Below are 25,014 nucleotides of genomic sequence, written 5' to 3' on the forward strand. Positions count from 1 at the left end.
TTGCCCTTCTCCTTACAACATTCGGGGGTGTGTCAAAACTTACCACAGAGGGAAAGACTTTTGACACACCCCCACCTTTTAAACCGACGGAACTGTTTGTTTTAATACAAAAGAAGCCTTGTATCGCCCGTTCAGATTGCTTATCTTTGCAGCCAATCCAATCACAAGAGTACGGCGGGCAAACCAAGCGATATTCCCCACGACTCTTTGTGTACCACGTACAACTAAGTAAAAAAAGAAACAGAAAGATGGGATTATTCATAAAGAAACCCTTTGAAGCCCTGTTGGCAGAGGCCAATGCGTCAGGAAGTAAATCATTGAAACGAGTATTAGGTCCCTGGAGTCTGGTAGCACTGGGTGTCGGTGTCATTATCGGAGCAGGACTCTTCTCAATCACCGGAACCGTAGCAGCAGGCTATACAGGACCGGCCATTACACTTTCATTTGCCATTGCCGCACTGGGATGCTGTTTTGCAGGACTCTGCTATGCGGAATTTGCTTCCATGATTCCGGTTGCCGGAAGTGCCTATACCTACTCATATGCCACCATGGGCGAACTGATTGCCTGGATCATCGGTTGGGACCTTGTCCTTGAATATACAGTAGCGGCTACCACTGTCAGTATCAGTTGGAGCAGATACCTCGTGGTCTTCCTTGAAGGGCTCAACATACATCTTCCGCAAGCACTAACCGCCTGCCCGTGGGATGGAGGAATCGTCAATATCCCTGCATTCCTGATTGTGGTACTGATGAGTATCTTCCTGATTCGCGGTACGGAAGGCAGCTCCATCTTTAACGGTATCGTAGTATTCCTCAAAGTATCGGTGATCGCTTTTTTTGTCGTATTGGGCTGGAAATATATCAATGCGGATAATTATACTCCATACATTCCCGCCAATACAGGCACACTTGGAGAGTATGGGATTTCGGGTGTCTTACGCGGGGCAGCCATTGTCTTTTTTGCTTTTTTAGGATTCGATGCCGTCAGTACGGCCGCCCAGGAAACAAAGAACCCGAAACGAAATATGCCGATCGGTATCCTGGTATCACTCCTTGTTTGTACTGTGCTCTATATGTTGTTTGCCCACGTAATGACGGGAGTTGCCCACTACACCGAGTTTAGCGGACAGCAGGGCATTGCACCGGTAGCTATTGCCATCGAACACATGGGGCATACCGATGCGGCAGGCCTCATCCATCCGGACTATCCCTGGTTGAACCGTGCTATCGTTCTTGCCATCCTGTTCGGTTACTGTTCTGTAATTATGGTCACTTTATTGGGACAAAGCCGCGTCTTCCTGAGTATGAGCCATGACGGACTGCTCCCTCCATTCTTCTCGCACATCAATGAAAAGTTTCGCACACCGGCACGCAGCAATCTCCTGTTTATGCTGATAGTAGGTTTATTGGCTGCATTCGTCCCGGCACGCCTTGCAGGAGAGATGACCAGCATCGGCACACTGATGGCTTTCACACTGGTATGTGCCGCCGTATTGGTAGTACGAAAGACCATGCCGGATATCCCCCGTTCTTTTAAAACTCCGTTTGTGCCACTCGTCCCGATTTTAGGAATACTCACCTGCCTGTGCATGATGCTTTTCCTTCCCGCCGATACTTGGATACGTCTGGTATTGTGGATGCTCATCGGGTTGGATATTTACGTTGGCTATGGTATGAAGCACAGCAAACTGGAACAAGGCGTGAAAAATCGCCGGGGACAATCGGCACTGAACATGATCGGTATCGCACTGTCTGTGCTTTGTGTCATCACCGGGCTATGGCACCAGCAGACGGTGGGTTGGGACGAAAGTAAAGTATTGCTGATAATCTCGTTTGTTTTCGCATTTACGCATTGTGCATATTATATGATGCGTATCTGGAAAGGGACAGCGAAGCAAAAATAGTCTAAAAACGAGTTCACCACAGATTACACAGATTATTTATTACGTAGATAATCTGTGTAATCTGTGGTGAACTTTGCGATATACTATTCCACCGCTTGCATCACCCGCTTCGCTGTTTCAATGCAATCTCCTTCAGCCTCCGCCGAATAGGGATTAGTGGCTTTGGTCCAAGGTTCTTCCACTGCATAAAAATCAATTTTCTCCGGGGTTTTACCTTCCAGTTTCTGAGAGAGAGAATCGAAATAAAGCTTCCAACGCATATAATAGAAATCCTTCAGCAATCCGTTCCACTCTTTGTGAGCATAATCACGAAGTCCGCCATAATCGGCTGCATTCCGGTTGCCCCAAGTCGTAATCTGCACACGGGCATTCCACTCATACAAAGCCTTTTCTTCGGATGTACCACCCAACGCCCGCGCCTCTTCAATCCACTTTCCTACGCGAAACTCCGGGCGGGTACCCAACAACTGATCCTGCAACAGAATCAGGTTCAGGAACTTCTGAGAAGCCATTCCGAAGAGTTCTTTATCACCACTCCGGTAAGCAGCGGTAACCGCCTTCTGCATCAGCCTGCCCTTCTCTGCGAGTGCCTGCCGAACGATATCCACCAGATCGTACTCAAAATTATTGTTTCCTTTATAACGATCGGCCACAGATACCATCAGGCGTGCAGCCTCAATCACATCTTGCGGACGGTAGTAATCTTTCATTTCCGACCAGCTGGATACCTGGTACACATCTTCCGCCGGACGTGCACAGAATACGGATTCGTGTGTACCTTGCTGCGTCAGGTTCTTCGGTGAGTTATAAATGGAGTTCGCCAGTTTGGTCCAGGCAGCCTGTACCACCGGATCATCTGCACCGTAACGTGCTTTCACATACTCCTTCAACCATTCCTCTTTCGTAAACCGCTCTGCACGCCAAGGCAGTTCCATCACCAGTTCGTACATCACAGGATTATTCTCTATCCCCTCAGGGGTCATCCCCACACCTTTAAGTGTAGAACCTGCGTGCGGATCGGCTTTAGCGAGATAAAAATTATCGATCACATTATCCATCTTTCCGTGCAGTCCGACATTACCACCGTAGTTCAGCAACATACAGTATACCCAGTCGTGCTGTCCATATCCGTTTTTGCGATACCATTCGGAAGTGGAATCTCCCCACTGCGGACGGCATTCACTGGTCAGGTCGAGTATAAGCAAGTCACCGGCCCCCAGATTCTCAATCATCTTCGGACGTGGATTTGCCTGCCATGCCTGCGCCACCCAAACCGCTTTCGGATTGGCCTTCTTCATGGCTTTCATCACAGCCTTACCTGCCGCATCGAGATCCACGCCTGCCGTATTGCCTCCTTCATGGAAGGGGTCCATGGAGTAAAAGTCAGCTTTCCCGTATAGTTTCTCAAGCTCTTTATAGTAGAGAGAAGAGATTTCCTCAAAACGCGGGTCGCTTGGTTGCAGAAATGCCGGACGGCGATAGCCACACCATGTTCCCGGATCGGATACGTTCAATCCGAGTTTCTCTTTCGCATTATGGGGCACCATGCCGCAATAACCCGGAAGGACCGGTTCGATGCCGTATTCACGCATACGCTTCAGGATTTTCTTCTGTAAAGCAATCTGCTGTGTATACCAGCTATCCGGATTAGGTCCGCCCCAGCCTTCAAGGTTATTCATCAGCCACCAGGCAAAAAAGCCCGGACCGGATATGAACTCATTTATTTCGGTTTTGGTATATCCCAACTTATCAAGCACGTTATACCACACAGCCTCTGCCCCGGTCACAGCCAAAGGGATATTAATGCCGTGCAAAGCCATCCAGTCTATTTCTTTCTCCCATCGGTCCCAATCCCAGAAAGCCATGGAATAAGAAAAAGTACAATAGTTCAAATCATAACGGTAAGGCAGGGTCGTTTCTCTCCGTTCTTTTTTTGTCACCGGAGGAAGCACAGCCGGCAGTTTTGCCTGCATTCCGTTCCAGGAAAGGTGGATACCGGCATAATACTTCAGATACCAATTCAACCCGGTAGCGATGCTCACGTAATTGTTTCCACGGATAACGACTTTATCACCCTTCTGATCGAGTTCAAAAAAGTCGGTACCGGACTTCACTTGCTCGATAATAAACTTCTTCGAAGCTCCTTTGTCTATGCGCTCCAACAAGCCGGTCACCGGAGCAGCCATTGTCAAAGAAGTAACACAAAGTAAGATTGTTAATAGTATTGATTTACGATTCATAAATAATATGCTTTAATTACTGTTTTATCCCATAATCCATTTCGCCTTCTTGCCCAGCACACGATAGACAGCCCACACAATCAGCCACGAAACACCAAATGCCATGACAGACGCCACCGGTATCTGAATGCCCAGAGGCACACCCAACGTACGTACCAACAGTACGGAAGGACCGGTAAAGAAATAGTGTATCATATAGATACCGAAACCACACAAAGTGAGATTGGCAAGCGCTTTCTTGATTCCCTCCGAACGGAAATTTACTTTTTTGCAAAGCATAAACACCGGGATGGTCATCATCACTACATTCAGCGAACAGTAAGTGAAGAAGAGCTCAAGCATCTCGTCACTGTATTCCGGCAAAGCCGTGATGTAACGGAAGCCAAAGAAGGTAACGGCATATCCTATCACAAACATTGGCAGACCGATTGCCAGAATCTTACCCAACGACCAGTCAAGGTTACGCAGATAGTGTCCTAATAACAGATAGCCATTGAAACCGGCAAAGTAATAAAACATGCCGAACGCATTCCACGAACAGGTTCCCCAAAGATATTGCGCCACAAACTGATTGTAGTACGGCAATAACAGAGTGACAGCCCATGCACCGAGAAACCACAGCTTCGCCTTATCCGATGCTTTCTCCACCCAGGCAGAGAAGACGGGAAGATAAAGATATAAACCGATCAACAGGTAAATATACCACATGTGTACATCTACAATGGAGAAATTAAAAGGAATCTGAGCAATGTAATCCAAAGAGATGGACAGCGACTGGCGCATCACTTCCTCACCCGAGTAAGGGAAAAAGTCGAGAATAATTTCGGGCTTGATGCCCAACAGACCGGTAATCCAGGGAAAAAGGTTGTAGATGACCGACCAGATGAGGAATGGCCATAAAACACGGGGAATACGTTTCTTATAAAAGACAGAGACTTCGCCGCGCACCGGCAGAAGCAGGGCTCCGGTAATCATCACGAACAGCGGTACGCAAGGACGAAGCAATGCTCCGTAGATGGCACCCCAAAGTTTGATTTCGTCAATATTAGGGGCAGTGCCCGGATAAAAGTTGAAAGGGTCCGTGCAGTGGCAACAGACAACGGTAAACATGGCAACGAAACGGACAACGTCCAGCCAGACAATGTGTTGAGGATTTTTCTGTAGTTCCATCGGGGAATTGTTTTACTGATAATGATTAAGGTGTTTATAATAAGAAAGGCATCTGTATAACACAGCATACAGACGCCTCTCACTCGAGTTAACATGATAAATAACCAATATTAATGACCACTCACCATATTCTTATTTGTTGCTGCAAGAGCCGCAACGGGGTTTAATTTGCTTGAAGAAGTCGTTGCCCTTGTCATCTACAAGAATAAATGCGGGGAAGTCTTCTACTTCGATCTTCCAGATAGCCTCCATACCCAATTCCGGATATTCCACACATTCGATGCTCTTGATATTGTTCTGGGCGAGGATAGCAGCCGGACCACCGATTGAACCGAGGTAGAAGCCGCCATGTTTCTGGCAAGCATCAGTCACCTGCTGGCTACGGTTACCTTTCGCCAACATCACCATACTGCCTCCATGTTCCTGGAACAGATTCACATAAGAGTCCATACGTCCGGCAGTAGTCGGCCCCATAGAACCGCAAGCCATACCGGCAGGAGTTTTGGCCGGGCCCGCGTAGTAAATCGGATGATCTTTGATGTACTGAGGCAGATCTTCACCACGATCCAGACGTTCTTTCAGTTTGGCATGAGCGATGTCGCGACCTACGATAATCGTACCGTTCAGCGACAGGCGTGTAGCCACCGGATATTTAGTCAGCTCCTTCAGGATATCTGCCATCGGCTGGTTCAGGTTGATCTTTACAACATCACCTTCGCCTGCGTTACGCAGTTCTGCCGGAATCAGGCTACCCGGATTAGAATCGAGTTTCTCGATCCAGATACCGTCTTTATTGATCTTACATTTGATGTTACGGTCGGCAGAACAAGACACTCCTAAGCCCACCGGACAAGATGCACCGTGACGGGGCAGACGGATGATGCGTACATCGTGTGCCAGATACTTACCGCCGAACTGTGCACCCAAACCGATTTTTTGAGCTTCTGCAAGTACTTCTTTTTCCAGTTCTACATCGCGGAATGCACGACCATATTCGTTACCGGTAGTAGGCAACTCATCATAATAGTGAGTAGAGGCCAGCTTCACGGTCAACAGGTTCTTCTCTGCCGAAGTACCTCCGATTACGAATGCAATATGATAAGGAGGACAAGCCGCCGTACCCAGTGTCTTCATCTTTTCAACCAGGAACGGAACCAGAGTACCCGGATTCAAGATCGCTTTTGTCTCCTGATACAGATATGTTTTGTTGGCAGAACCACCACCTTTGGTCACACACAGGAATTTGTACTCCATGCCTTCTGTAGCCTCGATATCGATCTGGGCAGGCAAGTTACACTTCGTGTTCACTTCGTCATACATATTGAGCGGAGCGTTCTGTGAGTAACGCAGGTTTTCTTCCGTATAGGTTTTGTAAACACCCAGTGAAAGAGCTTCTTCATCGCAATAGCCGGTCCAGACCTGCTGTCCTTTTTCACCATGAATGATGGCCGTACCGGTATCCTGACAGAAAGGAAGCACGCCTTTGGCAGCCACTTCAGCGTTGCGCAAGAAAGTCAATGCCACGTACTTGTCGTTATCACTTGCTTCCGGATCACTCAGAATCTTTGCCACCTGCTCGTTGTGTGAGCGGCGAAGCATGAAAGATACGTCACGGAAAGCGGTATTGGCCATAGCTGTCAGACCTTCTTTCTGTACCTTCAGCACAGGTGTTCCTTCGAACTCGCTTACTGACACATAGTCTTTGGTAAGCAGATAATACTCGGTTTTATCTTCCCCATGTTCGAACATAGGTTGATACTTAAACGGAGGTGTTGCCATATCTCTTTATTTTATTACGTAATGTTAGTTAGTGAGGCAAAGGTAAGAATAGTTTTCCAAAGTATGAATAAAGTGGTGAATTTTGTCAAGAGCGGATTTACTTATTATTAACGTTCGGAGAGCGTTTCTACGAAGAAGAAGAGACCGCTCCGGAAGAAAGGCTCATTTCTGTGGAATGCAACCGTCTGTCCGGACAAATGCAACCGTCTGTTTGGGCCGAAGCAAGGCTCTTCACATCACAGAGCAACGGTCTCGAGGGCATGGAGAGCCGGGGAAAGAGCAGAAAAGCCCCCGGCTCCGGGACACCGGGAGATAAGGGTACAAAAAAAGAGGAAGCTTTGCGGGCTTCCTCTTCTACTGCATTCTAATTTGAATATAAATAATGAATCTGTTGACAAAGATACAACATCGGACAGGCAAAGTCAAGCATTCCGGGAATTATTTTAATCGTTTTCGCGATACAGGGAATAGGCAGCCTGCAATATCTTGTTCTTCAAAAGCGGTGAATAATCCGGATGGGCGTCCAGAAAACGCACCACTTCTTCATAAGCCGGACGGCTGAGATGATTGCCCAACAAGGCCGAGGCCCAGTTTTTCGGAAAGAAAATATCTCCGGTGCGTTGTACTTCCTCCAGCACCTCAAGTCCCGGACGGATGTATTTCACCGATTGCTCCTCGCGCAACGGATGGTTCAGATAACGTATCACGGCAGCCGTCCAAGGCTCTATCCGCCGGTTTTCCGCTACAAGCAGGCTGTTGAACAAAGTATCGAGCCGTGCGGTATCGGATACGACCGCCCGTGAAATAAAATCGAACTGGCGCAGACGGTCCGGATCATCAATCCGTGCCCGTTGTGTACGTAATATCTGTTCACTTTCGGCAGGCAGGCGGATGGCAAGTTCGTAAGCCAAAGTCGTGTAATCCTGTTGGTTCAACCGTTTGTCCGATTGCTCCTGCCACAAGGCATAAAGTTCCTTCACCATAGGTTGGGAAGTCGCATTCTGCATAAAATAACGCAGCAACTGCACCCGGCACGAAGGCAACGGATGATTCCGGCTGATGGCATAGACCCGCGCCTCAACCTCTGCTATCTGTGCCGGAGCTACCCGCCGCATGGCACCTGCCAAATAACCACTCACTGTAGACGCCACCAGAGCGTTCTTTTCTGCAGGAAGCCCTGCCAACAGGCTGTTTGTCCAGTCGTCCGCCGAAATATGTTTAGCCAGGTAATTCTCATAAAGTGTCATCAAGAGTGATTGGCGTGCCGTATCGTCTTTTACCTCCCACCAATGTGCCAACAGCCACTTCAAAGCAGATTCGTCGGGAACGAACAAGCCATAACCTCTGCCATCGGTATTGGGCAACACCAACGAAGGTACAAAAGGAAGCTGTATCCGAACCAAAGTATCCGTCATATTCACCCGCAACACCGAATCGCGCTCTCCGCAAAGAGTGACGGCAAAACGCTGCGACCAAAGCAAACCACGGTTATAAGGATCACTCTGACGGATCTCCAATTCTTGTCCATCGATCCGGAAGTTCAGCGTAGGCATTCCTTTCCGGTTCACCCACACATCACTGAAGGTTGCCAAATCTTCGGACGCCTTGCCGTCTAAAATGCGAATCAGATCGTCCCAAGTGGCATTAGCGTACGAATAGGTTTTCAGATACTCCTGTATACCACTCCGGAAGTTGGCTTCACCCATCCTGTCAACCAGTTTCTCCATCATCACGGGAGCCTTGTTATAGATGATCTGCCCATAGATCAGCCCGGCATTACGCAGATTATCAAGTGGCTGCCGGATGGCATTTGTCCCCAAAGTACGGTCCTCGGTAAGAGAAGCGGCATTAAAAGTCTTGAGCTTATTCAGGGTATGATTGATCTCCGGAAACAAGGGTTCGACAATCCGGGCAGCAAAATAATTGGCAAAAACTTCCTTGGTCCATACATCGTCAAACCAATCCATCGTTACAAGATCGCCAAACCACATGTGAGAGGTCTCGTGCGCAATCAATTCCGCCCGGTTCAACTCCTCGTCCGGAGTGGGATGTTCGCTCAGGAAAATCCCGTTATCATTATATAAGGTAGCTCCTGTATGTTCCATTCCGCCAAACTGGAAACCGGGAAGAACGATGAAATCATATTTGGCAAACGGATATGCGATCCCTGTATACTCTTCAAGCCAGTGAAGTGATGTCATGACTTGTCTGAAAACAATATCCAACTGTGCTATTTTCTTAGGGTCGGTCTCACGATAATAGGCGGCGATGGTACGCCCGTCCTGAGTATACTCCTGTCGCTCCAATTTTCCGGTCACAAACGAAAAGAGATAAGTACTGAGTGGTTCGGTCGGTGCAAAACAAACGGTTTTACGGTCACCGGCTACTGTTTCACTCCGAACGTATGTGTTGGAAACAGCTTTCCAGTCGGCCGGAACCTCAAGCTTTAAAGTAAACTCGGCTTTTAGGTTGGGCTGCTCAAAGCAAGGGAAGACGGTACGGGCACGGTCGGGAACGAGCAACGTATAGAGGTATTCATCATTCCTGTTCAGCGACTGATTGCCGGCAATGAAACGAATCTGTATGTCATTCGCCCCTTTCGCTGTCAGCGAAACAGGCAGAATAATGTGTTCGTTCTCAAAGCGCACATCACTTACCGGTTTTCCATTGGCAATGACTTCTTTAATTTTTCCACGCTCCTCACGAAAATCAATCAGGACTTCCTGAGCGGCAGCAAGGTCGAAGCGCAAGGTGATATCACCGTCAATAGGTGTCTCCTTCTGCCGTGGAATGCTGAAACTGAGTTCATACTTCAAATTCTTAATCTCGGCTTTACGATGATCGGCAAGCTCTTTAGAAACGCCGGCATCATAAAAACGAGGGTTCTTCTCTGCTGTCCGGCAACATCCGGTCAGCAGGAAGAACCCGATCATTCCAAATAAAATGTGTATTTTCATAGTAAATATATTGTAGCTCGTAATTCCGTCACGCCAGTTGCCCGATACGGTTAATCAGCTCCTCACCCAGAGCAGTCTTATCATCAATGTGTTGCAGCACGGCAGTGACAAACGGATTACTCTCAAAATCGCCACGTACTTGGCCGAAATCCAGCTTCATTTCATCGCGTGAGCCATCGGCACCAAAACCCGTCATAGACGAAAGTGAGAATTCCTTGCGTGCGTCATCATACACCATGCGGTCCAGTCCGACCACTGCTTCACGCCAGGCACGGACGATAGCGATAACATCTTTTGCTGTAATGGTTTCGGGGTTCAGACCATAAAATTCCTGTATCTTATGGTAAGCCCACGTCCATTCGTAAGTATAATAGTTATCGTGCATCTCGGCAAAACGGGCATTCATACTCTTCAAACGATCGATCTCACCACTTTCGATACCGGTAATCAGTTTTTCCACTTCACTTTTCGGAGCAATCAAACCGGCAATATCCACCCACTCGCCTACTCCGATTTCGGTATCCGGTTTCAGACGCCGGCGTATCTCTTCATTATCTCTGAAGTTAATCCCCTCAAGACGCTTAATGATGGAATTACCAAGAAACTTATGGATAGCTATTTCGTAATAGCGTATGCCGCTATTCAGCGAAGAGTTCTTGATTTTTGCACTTTGGTAAGAATAGATCTCCGATGTCTCGCCGGACACCCGCTTCAGCTCTTTCAGTATAGAGCGCCCCTTGAACATCTTCTGGATAGTATATGGACTCAGAAGGTTGTAGTTTATATAGTCCAAGCAGTTCGGGTCCGTACGTTTGTCACGCTTCGGCCACTTCTGGGCATCGCGGATAGTCCCGACACTGCGCAGATTGACTCCCGGCACCAGATAAGTCGTATTCTGCTGCTCGATCAGGTAAGAGAAAGGCAGGTTCGAGGTATCGGCATGATTCACATGACGCCCCATCACCAATGAAAAAGCCCCTACACGCGCCGGCCATAAAATGTATGAATCGGAAGTAGTCTTAGCTCCTCTTTCCAACGTCCCCTGATGAATCGGTCCCAGTTTATACATATGATTACTCTGGTTCGACCCCGAGCCGGCATTCATAAACGAAAACATACCGGCTATCAGCAAGGTAGACTTATGATGGGTTACGGTATACGGACCGGCAAAGATGGCACATGCTTCACCGTTCTCTCCCTGGCAGTTACTGAAAAACAGGGAATCGGAAGCAGAGTAGTTGTGTCCCAACTGACAGGCTTGCCCAACGAAGCAACGGGTCAGCATAGCTCCATCGTCCACATGAGAACCGGAGGAAATAATAAAGTCATCGCAAATGACACCATGCCCGATATGTACCGGAGCAGCTTCATTGCTGTTGATACTTCCGTTGTACAGACGGCAGGTTCCGCAAATCCGGCAATAATCGCCAATACGCACATTCTTGATAGAACCGGTATTGAGAATCATCACATGGCTGCCGATGGTCCCCATCGCAGAAGCATGCTTGTTGGAGTAATAGTCAGTGATCGCCTTCATCCGGCTGATCAGTTCCGGACGGTGCCGGTAAAGAGCCAGAATATAAGCTTGATGAGCAGACAGTTTGTCATTGATCAACACTTCGCGACCTCCCGTTTCGTTCAGCACGGCGGCCTCTACTCCATTACCGAACTGAGTCAGACCGTCCACCAGAATAATATCTACATTCTCAATGAAAGTGTCGTTTCCTATTTCGTAGTTGGCAATGTAATTCTGGATATTCTCAATGCAACAGTTGTCGCCCACAATTACATTGTGCAAGGTGACATGCCTCAGCCCGGAATGTTTCCTGATTCCTCCCGGCAAGATAAAGTCCGAATGGAAAACGCCCAGTTTCACCTCTCCCGAGAAACGGGTGTGATGCACAAATTCGGTTGTGAACTCTTCAGCGACCGCAACATGGTTCCAGTCATCAGCCAGACACGACTGGCTCTTCAACTGAAGAATTTCATCTTCAGTCAGTCTACGGTAAGTCTTTCCCATAATCCTCTTATTACAAACTACAAGTTACTCTTCGTCGTCGTAGGTCTGATAGAGAAAGTCGTTATAGGGATACTTCTGCACGTGCAATTCTTTCACTCGCTGATAAACCACACTCTTCAGTTCGTCTATATTGATTTTCTCACGGGCGGAGATGAACAGACAGTTATCTTCCATCTTAGCCATCCATGTTTTCATCAGTTCTTCGAGTGTCAAGTTCTCCTTTGTTTTGGGGGTAAGGTCGTCTGCCGCCTTTTCTACATAGGTATAGGCGTCTATCTTATTAAATATTAAAATCATTGGTTTTCCACCTCCACCGATGTCGGCCAGTGTTTTATTCACCACCTCTATCTGCTCTTCAAATCCGGGATGCGAAATGTCCACAACATGAACCAGCAGATCGGCCTCACGTACTTCGTCGAGGGTAGACTTAAAGGAATCCACCAGGTCAGTAGGTAACTTACGGATAAAACCAACCGTATCGGAAAGCAAGAAAGGCAAATTATCGATAATCACCTTGCGTACCGTCGTATCGAGTGTGGCAAACAGCTTGTTTTCAGCAAAGACTTCACTCTTCGCCAACAGATTCATCATGGTCGATTTGCCCACATTGGTGTAACCTACCAAAGCTACACGGATCATGCGTCCGCGGTTCTTACGTTGGGTAGACTTCTGCTTATCTATTTCGGCGAGACGCTCCTTAAGCAGTGACATACGGTTAAGGATGATACGGCGGTCCATCTCCAACTGAGTTTCACCCGGGCCACGAAGACCTACCGAACCTCCTTTACCACTTCCGGAACCACCACCCTGACGTTCAAGGTGAGTCCAGAGACGTTGCAAACGGGGCAACATGTATTTATATTGCGCCAATTCTACCTGAGTCTTGGCATTAGCCGTCTGGGCACGCATGGCAAATATATCAAGAATCAGTGAAGTACGGTCCAGTATCTTCACTTGCAGTTCAGCTTCGATGTTACGTATCTGCTTGGCCGAGAGTTCGTCATCAAAGATGACCATTCCCACTTCCCGGTCCTCTTCAGCCTCTGTTCTTATATATTCTTTAATTTCTTCCAGTTTTCCTTTTCCCACATAAGTCACCGAGTTAGCCGTCGGCAACTTCTGCGTAAACCTTTTCACCACTTCCGCCCCGGCTGTCTCAGCCAGGAATGCCAGCTCGTCCAGATATTCATTGGTCTTGCGTTCATCCTGTGTCTGAGTGATGAGACCTACCAGAACAGCAGTTTCGACTTTGGCTTCGGATATTACAAATTCTTTCATTCTACTTTATACCTTATTATAATATGGCGACAAATATAGCTATTTTCGTAACATACTAAAAGAAAAAATCGCCCAAGTGTTTCTACCTGAGCGATTCTTTATTATTTATTGACTATTTATTTATTAATATCTTTATTCAGCAGCAACTCAACCTGAGGTATCGGCCAAGTATATTTTTCATCGGACGGACCCACATTAATTGTTTCATTCGCACCCACCTTAATGAAACGTTCCCCACGTCTCATAATATCAATACCACGGATACCCTCGCCTATAAACTCAAGGCGTTTCTCGTTGTAAATCGCTTCTTTCAGTGCATCACCCGTTAAGTTATCGATCTTCAACGGATCCGTAGCTGCATCTACCGAACGTCCTCTGACTTGTTTCAACAGGCTTTTGGCAGTAGCTTCACCTCCGGCCTTGTTGGCATAACATTCGGCAAGGTCGAGCAAAGTTTCGGCATAGCGGAAAATGGGCACCCACTGCAATTTAGTTTTTGCATCCGTAAACTTCAACAACAAGTCTTTCTCCCCTTTAAAGGCGATAATACGCTTGTCGGTAGCCAACGAATAATCAGGCTTTGACATAATTCCGCTTTTCGTATCAATCAACATGATCTTACCATCATAATAATATTCTGCCAACGACTGCTGTGTATTCGGGATGTTGGTATCAGCCATCGGCAAAGAGAAAATGCTCTCCTGACTGAAATACGGGGCCTTATAAATCAATGTTACGTCTTCCGGCAAACTATATCCGGTCACTAACTCTCCGGCTGCAATGGCTTTGTCCCATTCGTTCATTGCCATATAAACTCTCATCTTAAGCATGTTGGCAGCGGCCTGAGTAGCATGTGTAACTCCTGCATAGGTATTCACTTCGGTATTTAATGCCGAAATGTTTTCCAGATCAGACAGAATGTGGTCATAAATCTGCTTTACTGTAGAGCGAGGCATATTGTTATTTTCGGTTCCGGCCTCGGCAGTAAGACGCAACGGAACAGATTTTGCATCGGGATTCACAGAATATGGAGTCGGATACAAATTATTCAGATAATAGTATGCCAAAGCTCTGACAAACTTAGCTTCCTGCACATAGCGGTCATAATTCTCACCGGCAACTTCTTTGGCACCTTCAAGAGACTGAAGGAAAGTATTTACTTTATTGATGGCCAGATAAGCGTATGTCCAGGTGTCAGCATTCTCGGCATCCGTAATGCCCACATTCATATTATAGGTATTGAACAAAGTCACCAAGTTGTTGGAGATATTGATAACATCATCTCCCCTGTTGTCAAACACCATATAGGACTTACCTCCCATCAAAGACTTAGTCCCTGTGTTCTTGATTGCAGCATACAAGCCGTTCAGAGTAGCCTCTATTCGGGTAGGGCTTGTGAAAATATCGTTCTCGTTTACATATAATGGAGGCTCCTGATCGAGGAAGCTGCTGCTGCAACTACCTAAAAAGAGAGAAGCGCATAATGTCGAAAATATAATTATCTTTTTCATTGTAGTTTCTTTTATCTGTTAATATAAAACCATATTAGAATGTCAGGTTCACACCGATTGTATACGTGCGTGCCTGAGGCAAAGTATTCTTATCTGTACCACCGGCTAAAGTAGCACTTTCTACATTGGTAAGTGTTTCGGGATCCATGCCGCTGTATCCTGTAATCACAAACAGATTCTGAGCCTGAACATAGAGACGGAGCGCAGAGATTCCTACCGCTTTCGACCAGTTCTTTGTATTGAACGTATAACCCAGTGACACATTCTTCAGACGCAAATAATCTCCTCTTTCCACTAAGTCGCTGATAGGCAATGCCGAACCATTAGAATAATTATCACCGTATATCGGCATAGGATACTCTGCATGGGTACGTTCCGGAGTCCAATACTTATTATAAACGTCTTTAGAGTTATTCCAGTAACGCATATCACTCACACTGGCTTTGGTTCCGTTATAAATCTTATTACCTCCCGAGAATTGGAAGAACAAAGAAAGATCGAAACCTTTATATTTAAAGTTATTGGTCCACCCACCGTACCAGGTAGGAAGTGTATTTCCACAATCAACAGGTTCAAATTCACCGGCATATTCTGTTCCGTCTTCATAGAACCACCCCCCTTTTTCAAACATCAGTAAGGTTCTGTCACCTTCCGGAGTGATAAACACTCTACGACCCGATTTGGGATCTACTCCGGCAGTCGGGTACAGATACAGACGTCCGATAGACTTTCCGGGTACTGTGATATTCGTAATTTCTAAACCGCCATTATCTCCTTTAAGAATATTCTCCACGCCATCAGCCAGTGAAATAACCTTATTTTTGTTAGTAGTGATGTTAAAGCTCGTTTCCCAAGTAAAATCACTGTTCTTTATCACATCGGCAGAAACGGTCAATTCAATACCGCTGTTCCTCATCTTTCCGGCATTAGTGGTAATTATATTGCCCGGGATACCTTTAGAAGGTGATTGGGGCACATCCAGAATCAAGTCGGAAGACTTCGTATAATAGTAGTCAAAGTCTACATTGATCCTATTCAGCAATCGGGCATTGAAGCCAATGCTATATTTCTCCGAAGACTCCCATTTCAAGTTCGGGTCAGCAATCTGAGCCAAACCATATGTACCATTTATACCATAATTATAACTTGAATAAAATGACTTTGAAGCATAATCGTAAATATCGGTGTTACCAACCACACCATAGCTTCCCTTTATTTTCAAGTCATCAACCACGTTGCGTAAAGGCTGGAAGAAAGCTTCTTCAGAGACACGCCATGCAGCAGAAACTCCTCCGAAGTTACCCCAACGATTCTTCTCACTCAAAGCAGAATAACCATCGCGACGGTAGTTAAGAGACACGATGTATTTAGAAGCGTAATCATAGTTGATACGTCCGAAATAAGAGACCATGGTATTGTTGGACAAGCTACCACCGGCAGTTGCCGAACCAAAAGGTCCCTGAAATATAATGAATTTATCATCCTGTAAATCTTTACGCTGTGCAGTCCAACGAGAGTTATTTCTCTCGGATGCCTCCGTACCGGCTAACAAATTAAAATTATTCTGTCCCAAAGAAAAGCTATAAGTTGCCGTATTTGTCCAGGTCCATCTGTTATTTTTGGTGTTATAAGCATTTGCCAGACCTTTACTGTTCACACCATCTCCATGCAATGGAGACCAGAAACGCTGTTCCTCGATACGGGCATAATCCACACCATATTGGGTTTTCAATGACAATCCCTTAACCGGAGTTGCCTCTGCATAAAATACACCAATGAAACGGGTTACATCAGAACTCAAACCATTGCCTAAAGATAAAATAGCCGCCGGATTAGAAAAAGTACTAAACACAGTATTTCCTCCATAACCCAGACCTTGAGCTAAATAATAAGGAGTACCATCTTCATTGTACATCGGTAAATTAGGGGCATTGATCAATGCCAGACGCGGGAACCCTCCAACGGCAAAGTTAGAACCTCTACGGGCAGCATCTACATAAGAAGTTGTCCCGGTTGTTACGTTGGTGTTCATTCCTACTTTTAACCAGTCAGTAGCCTGCACGTTAATGTTAGCCTTCACCCCTAAACGGTCATACTTGTCGCCTTTTACAATCCCCTCCTGAGTTGTATAGTTACCAGACAAATAATACCGCACTTTATCCGATCCGCCACTTACGGCAACAGAATGACTTTGTGACAATCCGTTCTGGAATGCAGCATCTTTCCAATCTGTATCTACATAGTTGCCATTGGCATCTTTCATCATATTGAATGCTTTGTTACCATAAGGAGAAACATAACCGGCAGTCAGTGACAATTCATCCGTCCCATAACGGTTCTTTACAGCCAAATTCTTAAAGTCCACGTATTCCTGAGCATTCATCATTTCATAAAAATCTGTCGCATTTGAGAAACCCACAAAACCATCATAGCTCACTTTGACTTTACCACTTTGACCTTGTTTAGTAGTAATCAAAATAACCCCATTCGCAGCACGCGAACCATACAATGCAGCCGCAGCCGCATCTTTCAAAACATCCATAGACACAATATCAGCAGGATTAATATCGGCCAATGCATTGGCATTAGCCAAATAAGAAAGGTTACCCGATTCAATGGGCACACCATCGACTACATATAAAGGAGAAGTTCCGGAAGTGATTGAGTTCACACCACGCACTCTCACAATCGGAGCCTGTCCTACACCGGCCGACGGAGTAGTGATACTGACACCCGATGCACGCCCTTGAAGCATCTGATCAAAACTTACACTCGGTACATCTTTCAAAGCATCTGCCTTTACAGAAGACACAGATGCAGTCACAGTACGTGCACTTTGTGTTCCATAAGCTACTACTACCACTTCATCAAGTGCCTTAGAGTCAGTCTTTAATATCACTTTAATATTAGGTGCAATTGCTACCTCAGCAGTCTGCATACCGATATACGAAATCTGCAAAGTCTTTGCAGAACTTGGTATACCAGATAACGTAAATTTACCATTTAGATCAGTAATAACACCTACAGTGGTGCCCTTAGCTAATACAGAGGCTCCAACAACTGGTTGCCCATCTTCTTCAGAAATAACAACACCTGTTACCTTCTGAGTTTGGGCGGTTACTAGACCTATACCTATAAAAAGGCAAGTCAATAACAGCATTAATTTTCTTTTCATAAATTCTCTCTTAAAGTTTAACTTTACATTAATTGTTTCTTTACTCTAACAAAATGCAAATATATTAAGAAATATGAAACGAACAATTATTTCTATAAAAAAACCTTGCAAATATAACAAATCGTTATCTAAATACGCGATTTTATGTCTAATAACATAGAAATACGCCTTAAAAAACGTAAACGGGGTTTGTATTGCTAACATGTTGCAGGTACTAATAATATGCATTTTTGTCTATTTTTGTATATTCAAGGCTTAATATGAGCAAAAATAGTGCTCGTTTTTCTGTCAAGGAAGTTTTTATAAATACAAATTAGTCACTTTTAAAAAATACAAATTAGTTATTTCTATATAAAAATAGCAGGTTTTAGCAGATATTAAACCTTATTCAATTCTAATATTGAGTCTATGCACGTCTTATTTGTCCATAGTATTAATTAAAAATAAAGGAAATGGATAAAATTATTTACAGTTTAGTGTATAATAGAAAAAAGAGCCTGAACAAAAAAGGGATGGCGTTGGTACAGGTTGAGGCTTACTTAAACAGGAAGAAGAAATATTTTTCTACCAAGGTTTACTTGAGTCCTGACCAATGGGATTTCAAGAAAAGGATGGTTAAAAACCACCCTAATGCGGATGCTATCAATCACATGCTCTATGAGTTCATGGCAGAAATAGAGAAGAAAGAACTGGGATTGTGGCAACAGGGAAAACAAATTTCATTGGATTCACTAAAAAATTCAATGGAAAGTCAGGATGATGGAACTTCGTTTATTGCGTTCTTCCGCAACGAAATAGCCAAATCTTCATTGAAGGAGAGTACCAAACGTAACCATTTATCAACTTTGGAGTTATTGAGAGGCTATAAGAAAGATGTGTCATTCTCAGATCTGACATTTGAATTTATATCCTCATTTGATCATTACCTCCAACAAAAAGGGTACCACACCAATACCATTGCGAAGCACATGAAACATTTGAAAAGACATATCAATGTAGCCATAAATAAAGAATATATGGAGATACAGAAATATGCCTTTAGAAAATATAAAATTAAAAGTATCGAAAACAGTCATACTCACCTTTCTCCAGAAGAATTAGGAAAGATTGAAAGTTTGGAATTGGATGGCCGGTTTATGAAACTGGAAAAGACAAAAGATGCTTTCCTCTTTTGTTGTTATGCAGGATTACGATATTCTGACTTCACCAACTTATCCCCTGAAAACATAGTGAAAATGCATCAGGAAACCTGGCTTATTTATAAATCTGTGAAAACGAATACGGAAGTGCGCCTTCCGCTTTATCTTTTATTTGAGGGAAAAGGAATAGAAGTCTTGAATAAATATCAGGATAATCTTGCTGATTTTTTTAAGCTTAGAGATAATTCAAATGTGAATAAGGAATTATTGATCATAGCAAAATTATCAGGGTTGAATAAACGTATTTCGTTCCATACCGCTCGCCATACCAATGCTACATTATTAATATACAGTGGAGTCAATATTACTACTGTACAAAAGCTATTGGGACATAAAAGCGTGAAGACAACTCAAGTTTATACTAATATAATGGACATAACTATTGTACGAGACTTAGAAAAGTCTAAAAATAATCGTAAAGTATCTTATATGTAACAGAGATTTGTGCCTTACGTAGATGTATTGGCTATTAACATTGTTAACACGAATCACAGTTCTCAAGTACCGTTTCTATAAAGAACTTGTTTTCTGATTGAAAATCACTAATTCTTTGCATGTAGGAAGTTAGTTTTAACATTATGTTAAAACTAACTTCCTACATGCAAAAAGTGAACGGTTTAATTGGCTGTTTATTAAATATATAAGTTTATTAATCCTATTATGAGGAAATTTAGGTTGGCATTCTCTGTTTTTATATAAATATCAAATTAGTAATTATCCTTTTTTATTTCTAAGCCGTTTATGTAAAATAATAATAGACTGCTTTATGACTTTTTTTTCGTTTGGAACTATTGAGTATAACATTCTTTTTTCAATCGTATACTTTTTAATCTATATTTCACTTGCAATAAGCGAATTACGCGTACAATAGTGGGAGATAGATATGGGAATCATTCGGATTTTATTGTTAGTACTTTTATCATATATATTTGATATTCAAACATATAACCATTGATATCGTAGTATAAGCACAAGTTCTCTGTATCTTTTATAAAATACTGATAATAAATAGTTTATAATATAATTGTAGTTCTGCAAAGACTTTGCAAATTTCGTATATCGGTATGCAAACTGTTGAAGTAGCAATTAAGCCTGTTATGAAGATTACGCTAAAACCTGATACGGAAGTGTTGGACGAAGTCGTTGTAACAGGATATGGTACATTTAAAAAATCATCTTTTACGGGAGCGGCATCAAGTATTACGACGGAAAAACTTCAGGATGTTCCTTCTTTGAGCGTACAAGATAAATTAGCCGGTTCTGTTGCCGGTGTACAGATTACGTCTACTTCCGGACAACCGGGTGCTGTTGAATCTGTACGTATTCGTGGAATGGGGTCAATTAATGCTGGTAATGATCCGTTATATGTCATTGATGGAGTACCTGTAATGACTGGTGACGCAAGTGAATTCACTTATTCTCAGTCAGGTAATAGCTTGTTGTCCACCATCAACAGCAATGATATCGAATCAATGACGGTAATTAAAGATGCAGCGGCTGCTTCACTTTACGGTTCACGCGCAGCAAACGGTGTTATTGTAATTACTACTAAAAAGGGAGCTTCAGGAAAATTGAAACTCAATGTGAGGGCAGACTGGGGATTCTCCAACAAAGCTATTGATTATCGTCCCATTCTGAATGGTGAAGATAGACGCGATATCCTATATATGGGTCTTAAAAACTATGCTTTAAATTCTGGAAAGGATGAAGCTTATGCCACGAACTATGCAGATAATAATATTGATAAATATGCTGCAAAACCTTGGAGCGGATATACTGATTGGGAAGATATTCTTTTTAGAAACGGTTCTCACCAAAATTATGAAGTAAATGCTCAAGGAGGAAATGAGCGGACTAAATTCTATACCTCTTTTGGATACACCAAACAGGAAGGCATTACACTACAGTCTGGATACGAGCGTATCACCGGACGTGCAAATATGAGTCATACGGCAGACCGCGTTACAATTGAGGCAAGTACGATGTTTACAAATTCAACTCAAAAAGTAAACTCGGAAGGGACTAGTTTCTCAAGCCCCATCATGTGTCTGGCTATGACAGCTTCTCCCTCTACATTCCCATATAATGAAGATGGTACATTTAGTACGAGTTTCCCTGCTTTGAATGGTGCCAATCCTCTTCAGACTGCAACATATAATTATGATCGTAGTACAATTGTGCGTACTTTGAATACATTGGCTGCAACATGGAATATCTGGGATAATTTGAATATAAAAGAAACTTTGGGTTATGATTTTAACCAGACAAACAATCGTGTATGGTGGGATCCTCGTTCCAATGATGGTCGTTCTTCAAAAGGGGTATTTCAACGCTATATGATGAACAGAAGCAAGTTGAATACTCAAACTCAGTTAACTTACAACAAGACATTTGCAGAACACCATAATATCGATGTACTGTTGGGATTTGAAACGGAGGATTACAAATACGATTATACCTATACTAATGGTAATACTTATCCATCCTACTTACCGGAGATTACAAATGCAGGTGTTTCAAGAGGTGCCAGTAACATTAATAGTTATCGAATGACTTCCTATTTAGGACGTTTGAATTATGATTATGCCGGAAGATATTATGTAAGTGGTAGTTTCCGTCGTGATGGAAGTTCGCGTTTATCAAGAGATAGTCGTTGGGGGAATTTCTGGTCTGTATCAGGTTCATGGAGACTTTCACAGGAAGCATTTATGGAATCATTATCCAATGTTATTACTGATGCTAAGATCCGTGCTTCTTACGGTGTAAATGGTACACAGCCCAAAGACTATTACGGATATATGGGGGTATATGAATTTGGATATAATTATAATGGAAATGGTGGTTCGTCAGAAGCTCGTTTCTATAATCCGAATCTGAAATGGGAAAAGAATTATGCCACAAATATCGGTATTGACCTTACACTACTCAATAGGTTGACTATTTCTGCTGAGTGGTATAACCGTGAGACAAAAGATCTCTTAATGGATAAACCGATTTCTGCTGCAGTCGGTGTAATCAATAGTGCGGGTACTGCTAATATGCTTGTGAATGTTGGCTCAATGAGAAATCGTGGTTTTGAATTGGAATTGAAGTCTACCAACATCCAGAACAAGGACCTTTTCTGGACTACTTCCTTGAACTTAGGACATAATAAGAATAAGCTGACCAAGTTGGATGGCGAACAACAGGAAATCATTGATGGGGTTTCTATCCACCGTGTGGGTGAACCATATTATTCTATCTATGCCTATGAATATGCAGGTGTTGATCCTCAAACAGGTAAAGAACTGTATTATATAAACGGTGAAGATGGTAGCCGTGAAACAACAACAAATTCTGCTGCTGCTAATAAAACGATTATCGGTTCTATCGAACCTAAAGTACAAGGTGGTTTGACCAATTATATCAGTTGGAAGTTTATTGATTTCAATTTAACCCTGACTTACTCTTTGGGCGGACATGCTTATGATTATGCTACCTGGCTACAATCTAATGGAGGTACTTATAATTATGTGGGTAATGTTCCTGCTTATTACAAGATGGAAGATACCTGGCAGAAAACAGGTGATAATGCCAAATTGCCACAATTTGCATACGGTAACACTAATAAAGCCTCTTCGCGTTGGCTGATGTCTACAGATCATTTACGTGTGAAGAATATGACTTTGGGATTCACTTTACCGCAAAACTGGTCGTCTAAAGCAGGTATCAGTAAATTAAGAGCTTATGTTTCAGGAAACAACCTGCTAACTTGGAAGAAAAAGAGTTTGTATGTTGACCCGGAAGTTCCGGTTGACGGATTGTGTACATTCGAGACTCCGGCTCTTCGAACTGTTACATTTGGTATTGAAATCGGTTTTTAATCAAGTAGAAACAATTTATGAAAAAAGAATTTATGAAAAAGATATATAAATCAATAACACTGGTTGCTACTATCCTAAGTTTGTCTTCCTGCGGGAATGATTGGCTGGATAGAAAACCTGCTGACGGAATTCCATCAGAAGATGCAATTACAAACTATAATGATGCTCTGACTGCACGTACAGGTATGTATGATGGTATTCAGGGAAACTCTAATAGCACCAGCTATTACGGTGCCCGTATGTTTTATTATGGAGATGTCCGTGCTGAGGATATGCAAGCCAGAACTCAGGGTATGCGTTCGTCATCATGCTATGAGATGCGCTATACTGTGGATGATGCTCCTAATATGTGGAATATACCTTATAATGTAGTTCGCCGTGCCAATCGTCTGATTCAAGCAATTAACGAAAAAAAGGTGACTGACGCAACAGAAGCACAAATAGGTAAAATATATTCAGAAGCATTGGTTGTCAGGGCATTGGTTCATTTTGACTTAGTGAGAATCTATGGTATGCCTTATACAGCCGATAACGGAGCTTCTTTGGGTGTCCCGGTTATCTTGAAACCTTTGGAACGAAATGATTTGCCTTCCAGAAATACAGTAGCAGAAGTTTATACACAAGTCATCAGAGACTTGACTGACGCTATTAATTCTGGATATCTTGCTAAAGATAAGACTCAGGGATATATTAATGAATGGGCAGCAAAAGCCTTGCTTACCAGAGTCTATCTGACTAAAGGTGATAACGAGAATGCACTCAAAGTTGCTGAAGATATTATAACCAACTCTCCATATAAACTTTGGACTAATGAAGAATATGTAAATGCATGGTATAAAAGCAATGGAGCACATACGAACGAAATGATTTTCGAAGTTATAAATGCAAGTAATGATGACTGGACTGACCGTAATGGTATTGCTTATTTGCTGAACGAGAACGGATATGCGGATGCAATAGTAACAAAAAACTTTATGAATATGCTGAGTCAGGATCCTAAAGATGTTCGTATAGGTATGGTATTGCCGGCTCAGTATGATAAGGATCTTAAAGAAGAATATGGCGATGCAAAAATCTTCATTAATAAATTCCCGGCTGATAAGGACGACGTAGGTGAAATGCGTTTAAATAATCTGCCTTTACTTCGTCTTTCGGAAGTATATTTGAGCGCTGCAGAAGCGGCGGCTAAGCTTGGGGGACACCAGGATAAAGCTGCTAAATACCTGAATGAAATTGTTCTGAGAGCGAATCCGGAAGCTAAGGCTGTTTCGGAAGCAGATGCTACAGTAGAAAGAATCATTATTGAAAGAAGAAAAGAAATGATTGGTGAAGGTCAACGTTACTTCGATGCATTACGCAATAATGAAACAATCGTTCGCTATAAAGATGAAGCAGATAAGGGGTATCATTATTCACTAATTAAAGAATCGCAAAGCTTTGACCGAACTTACTTTAGAGCTATACTTCCGATTCCTGTTGATGAAACAAATGTAAATCCAAACTTGAGAGCTCAACAAAATCCCGGATATTAATAGTGGATTAATCATGTAATTAAAAGGCTGCTTTCTTTAAAAGGGAGTGGCCTTTTTTATTTCACAATAATGGAACTTCCTATTGAGTTTCATTATGACATTTGTTGTATATTAGCCAAAAGTAACTCAAACTGTTTTTCAATAGAAAAATGTCGTTTATTTCAAGATACAAATGAAAGACACATTAAAAAATATTTATCTTATATGCGATCTGTGAATGTGACACTACTCTAAATTTCGACTATTGATAGGTGAATAAAATATCTATATAAAGCAAATAGTCAATTAGTACAAAGGAAAAATGTAGTAGAATAGGAAATGGAATGCAGAATCTTATTCATGCTGATAATCAATGTATTATCTGATTATTGTAAGATATATGAAGT

The 25,014-nt window shown here is 43.3% G+C and carries 12 protein-coding genes and 1 pseudogene; 5 read left to right on the top strand and 8 right to left on the bottom strand.

The features are described from left to right. Positions 1–248 precede the first annotated feature (248 nt). A complete protein-coding gene (locus tag QK890_RS07840) occupies positions 249–1,904 on the top strand; it encodes an amino acid permease (protein ID WP_032536919.1) in 1,656 nt (551 codons plus the stop codon). An 83-nt stretch (positions 1,905–1,987) separates the two neighbouring features. Here the strand turns inward: QK890_RS07840 and QK890_RS07845 are convergent, their stop codons facing one another. The 3 genes from QK890_RS07845 to QK890_RS07855 form a co-directional block, all read right to left on the bottom strand. After that, complete coding sequence (locus tag QK890_RS07845) at positions 1,988–4,144, bottom strand: alpha-N-acetylglucosaminidase (RefSeq protein ID WP_235331622.1); 2,157 nt, start codon at positions 4,142–4,144, stop codon at positions 1,988–1,990. A gap of 24 nt (positions 4,145–4,168) precedes the next feature. After that, positions 4,169–5,314 carry an acyltransferase gene (locus tag QK890_RS07850; protein WP_227560271.1) on the bottom strand — a complete coding sequence of 382 codons (1,146 nt, stop codon included), beginning with the start codon at positions 5,312–5,314 and terminating at the stop codon, positions 4,169–4,171. Between the two features lie 132 nt (positions 5,315–5,446). Beyond that, positions 5,447–7,093 carry a fumarate hydratase gene (locus QK890_RS07855; RefSeq protein ID WP_005775362.1) on the bottom strand — a complete coding sequence of 549 codons (1,647 nt, stop codon included), beginning with the start codon at positions 7,091–7,093 and terminating at the stop codon, positions 5,447–5,449. Positions 7,094–7,263: 170 nt separating this feature from the next. On the opposite strand from QK890_RS07855, the gene QK890_RS07860 reads away from it, so the two are divergent. Next, positions 7,264–7,461, top strand: coding sequence for a hypothetical protein (locus tag QK890_RS07860; RefSeq protein WP_032541263.1), 198 nt, complete (start codon positions 7,264–7,266; stop codon positions 7,459–7,461). Between the two features lie 75 nt (positions 7,462–7,536). Here the strand turns inward: QK890_RS07860 and QK890_RS07865 are convergent, their stop codons facing one another. From QK890_RS07865 to QK890_RS07885, 5 genes are all read right to left on the bottom strand, one after another. After that, a complete protein-coding gene (locus QK890_RS07865; protein WP_367627292.1) occupies positions 7,537–10,050 on the bottom strand; it encodes a M1 family metallopeptidase in 2,514 nt (837 codons plus the stop codon). Positions 10,051–10,078: 28 nt separating this feature from the next. Then, the gene (locus QK890_RS07870) at positions 10,079–12,070 is read right to left on the bottom strand and encodes a DUF4954 family protein (protein WP_217738075.1); all 1,992 of its coding nucleotides are present in this window, start codon (positions 12,068–12,070) and stop codon (positions 10,079–10,081) included. Between the two features lie 24 nt (positions 12,071–12,094). Continuing rightward, positions 12,095–13,348 (bottom strand): GTPase HflX, encoded by a 1,254-nt coding sequence (gene hflX, locus QK890_RS07875; RefSeq protein ID WP_250745933.1) that lies wholly within the window; start codon positions 13,346–13,348, stop codon positions 12,095–12,097. A 116-nt stretch (positions 13,349–13,464) separates the two neighbouring features. Beyond that, positions 13,465–14,859, bottom strand: coding sequence for a RagB/SusD family nutrient uptake outer membrane protein (locus tag QK890_RS07880; RefSeq protein WP_022011049.1), 1,395 nt, complete (start codon positions 14,857–14,859; stop codon positions 13,465–13,467). A 34-nt stretch (positions 14,860–14,893) separates the two neighbouring features. Next, positions 14,894–18,034, bottom strand: a complete 3,141-nt coding sequence (locus tag QK890_RS07885) for a SusC/RagA family TonB-linked outer membrane protein (protein WP_367627293.1) — start codon at positions 18,032–18,034, stop codon at positions 14,894–14,896. 452 nt (positions 18,035–18,486) lie between these two features. Here QK890_RS07885 and QK890_RS07890 point away from each other — a divergent pair, with 452 nt between their 5' ends. The 3 genes and pseudogenes from QK890_RS07890 (at position 18,487) to QK890_RS07900 (ending at position 24,628) form a co-directional block, all read left to right on the top strand. Further along, positions 18,487–19,668, top strand: coding sequence for a Tsr0667 family tyrosine-type DNA invertase (locus tag QK890_RS07890; protein ID WP_005783269.1), 1,182 nt, complete (start codon positions 18,487–18,489; stop codon positions 19,666–19,668). A 593-nt stretch (positions 19,669–20,261) separates the two neighbouring features. Then, positions 20,262–23,096, top strand: a pseudogene (locus tag QK890_RS07895) (SusC/RagA family TonB-linked outer membrane protein); the annotation flags it as partial. Between the two features lie 32 nt (positions 23,097–23,128). Beyond that, complete coding sequence (locus tag QK890_RS07900; protein WP_005810583.1) at positions 23,129–24,628, top strand: RagB/SusD family nutrient uptake outer membrane protein; 1,500 nt, start codon at positions 23,129–23,131, stop codon at positions 24,626–24,628. The last annotated feature ends 386 nt before the right edge of the window (positions 24,629–25,014 follow it).

It is taken from the genome of Bacteroides sp. NGMCC 1.200775 (assembly GCF_040798045.1).
GTDB classification, from domain to species: domain Bacteria; phylum Bacteroidota; class Bacteroidia; order Bacteroidales; family Bacteroidaceae; genus Bacteroides; species Bacteroides hominis.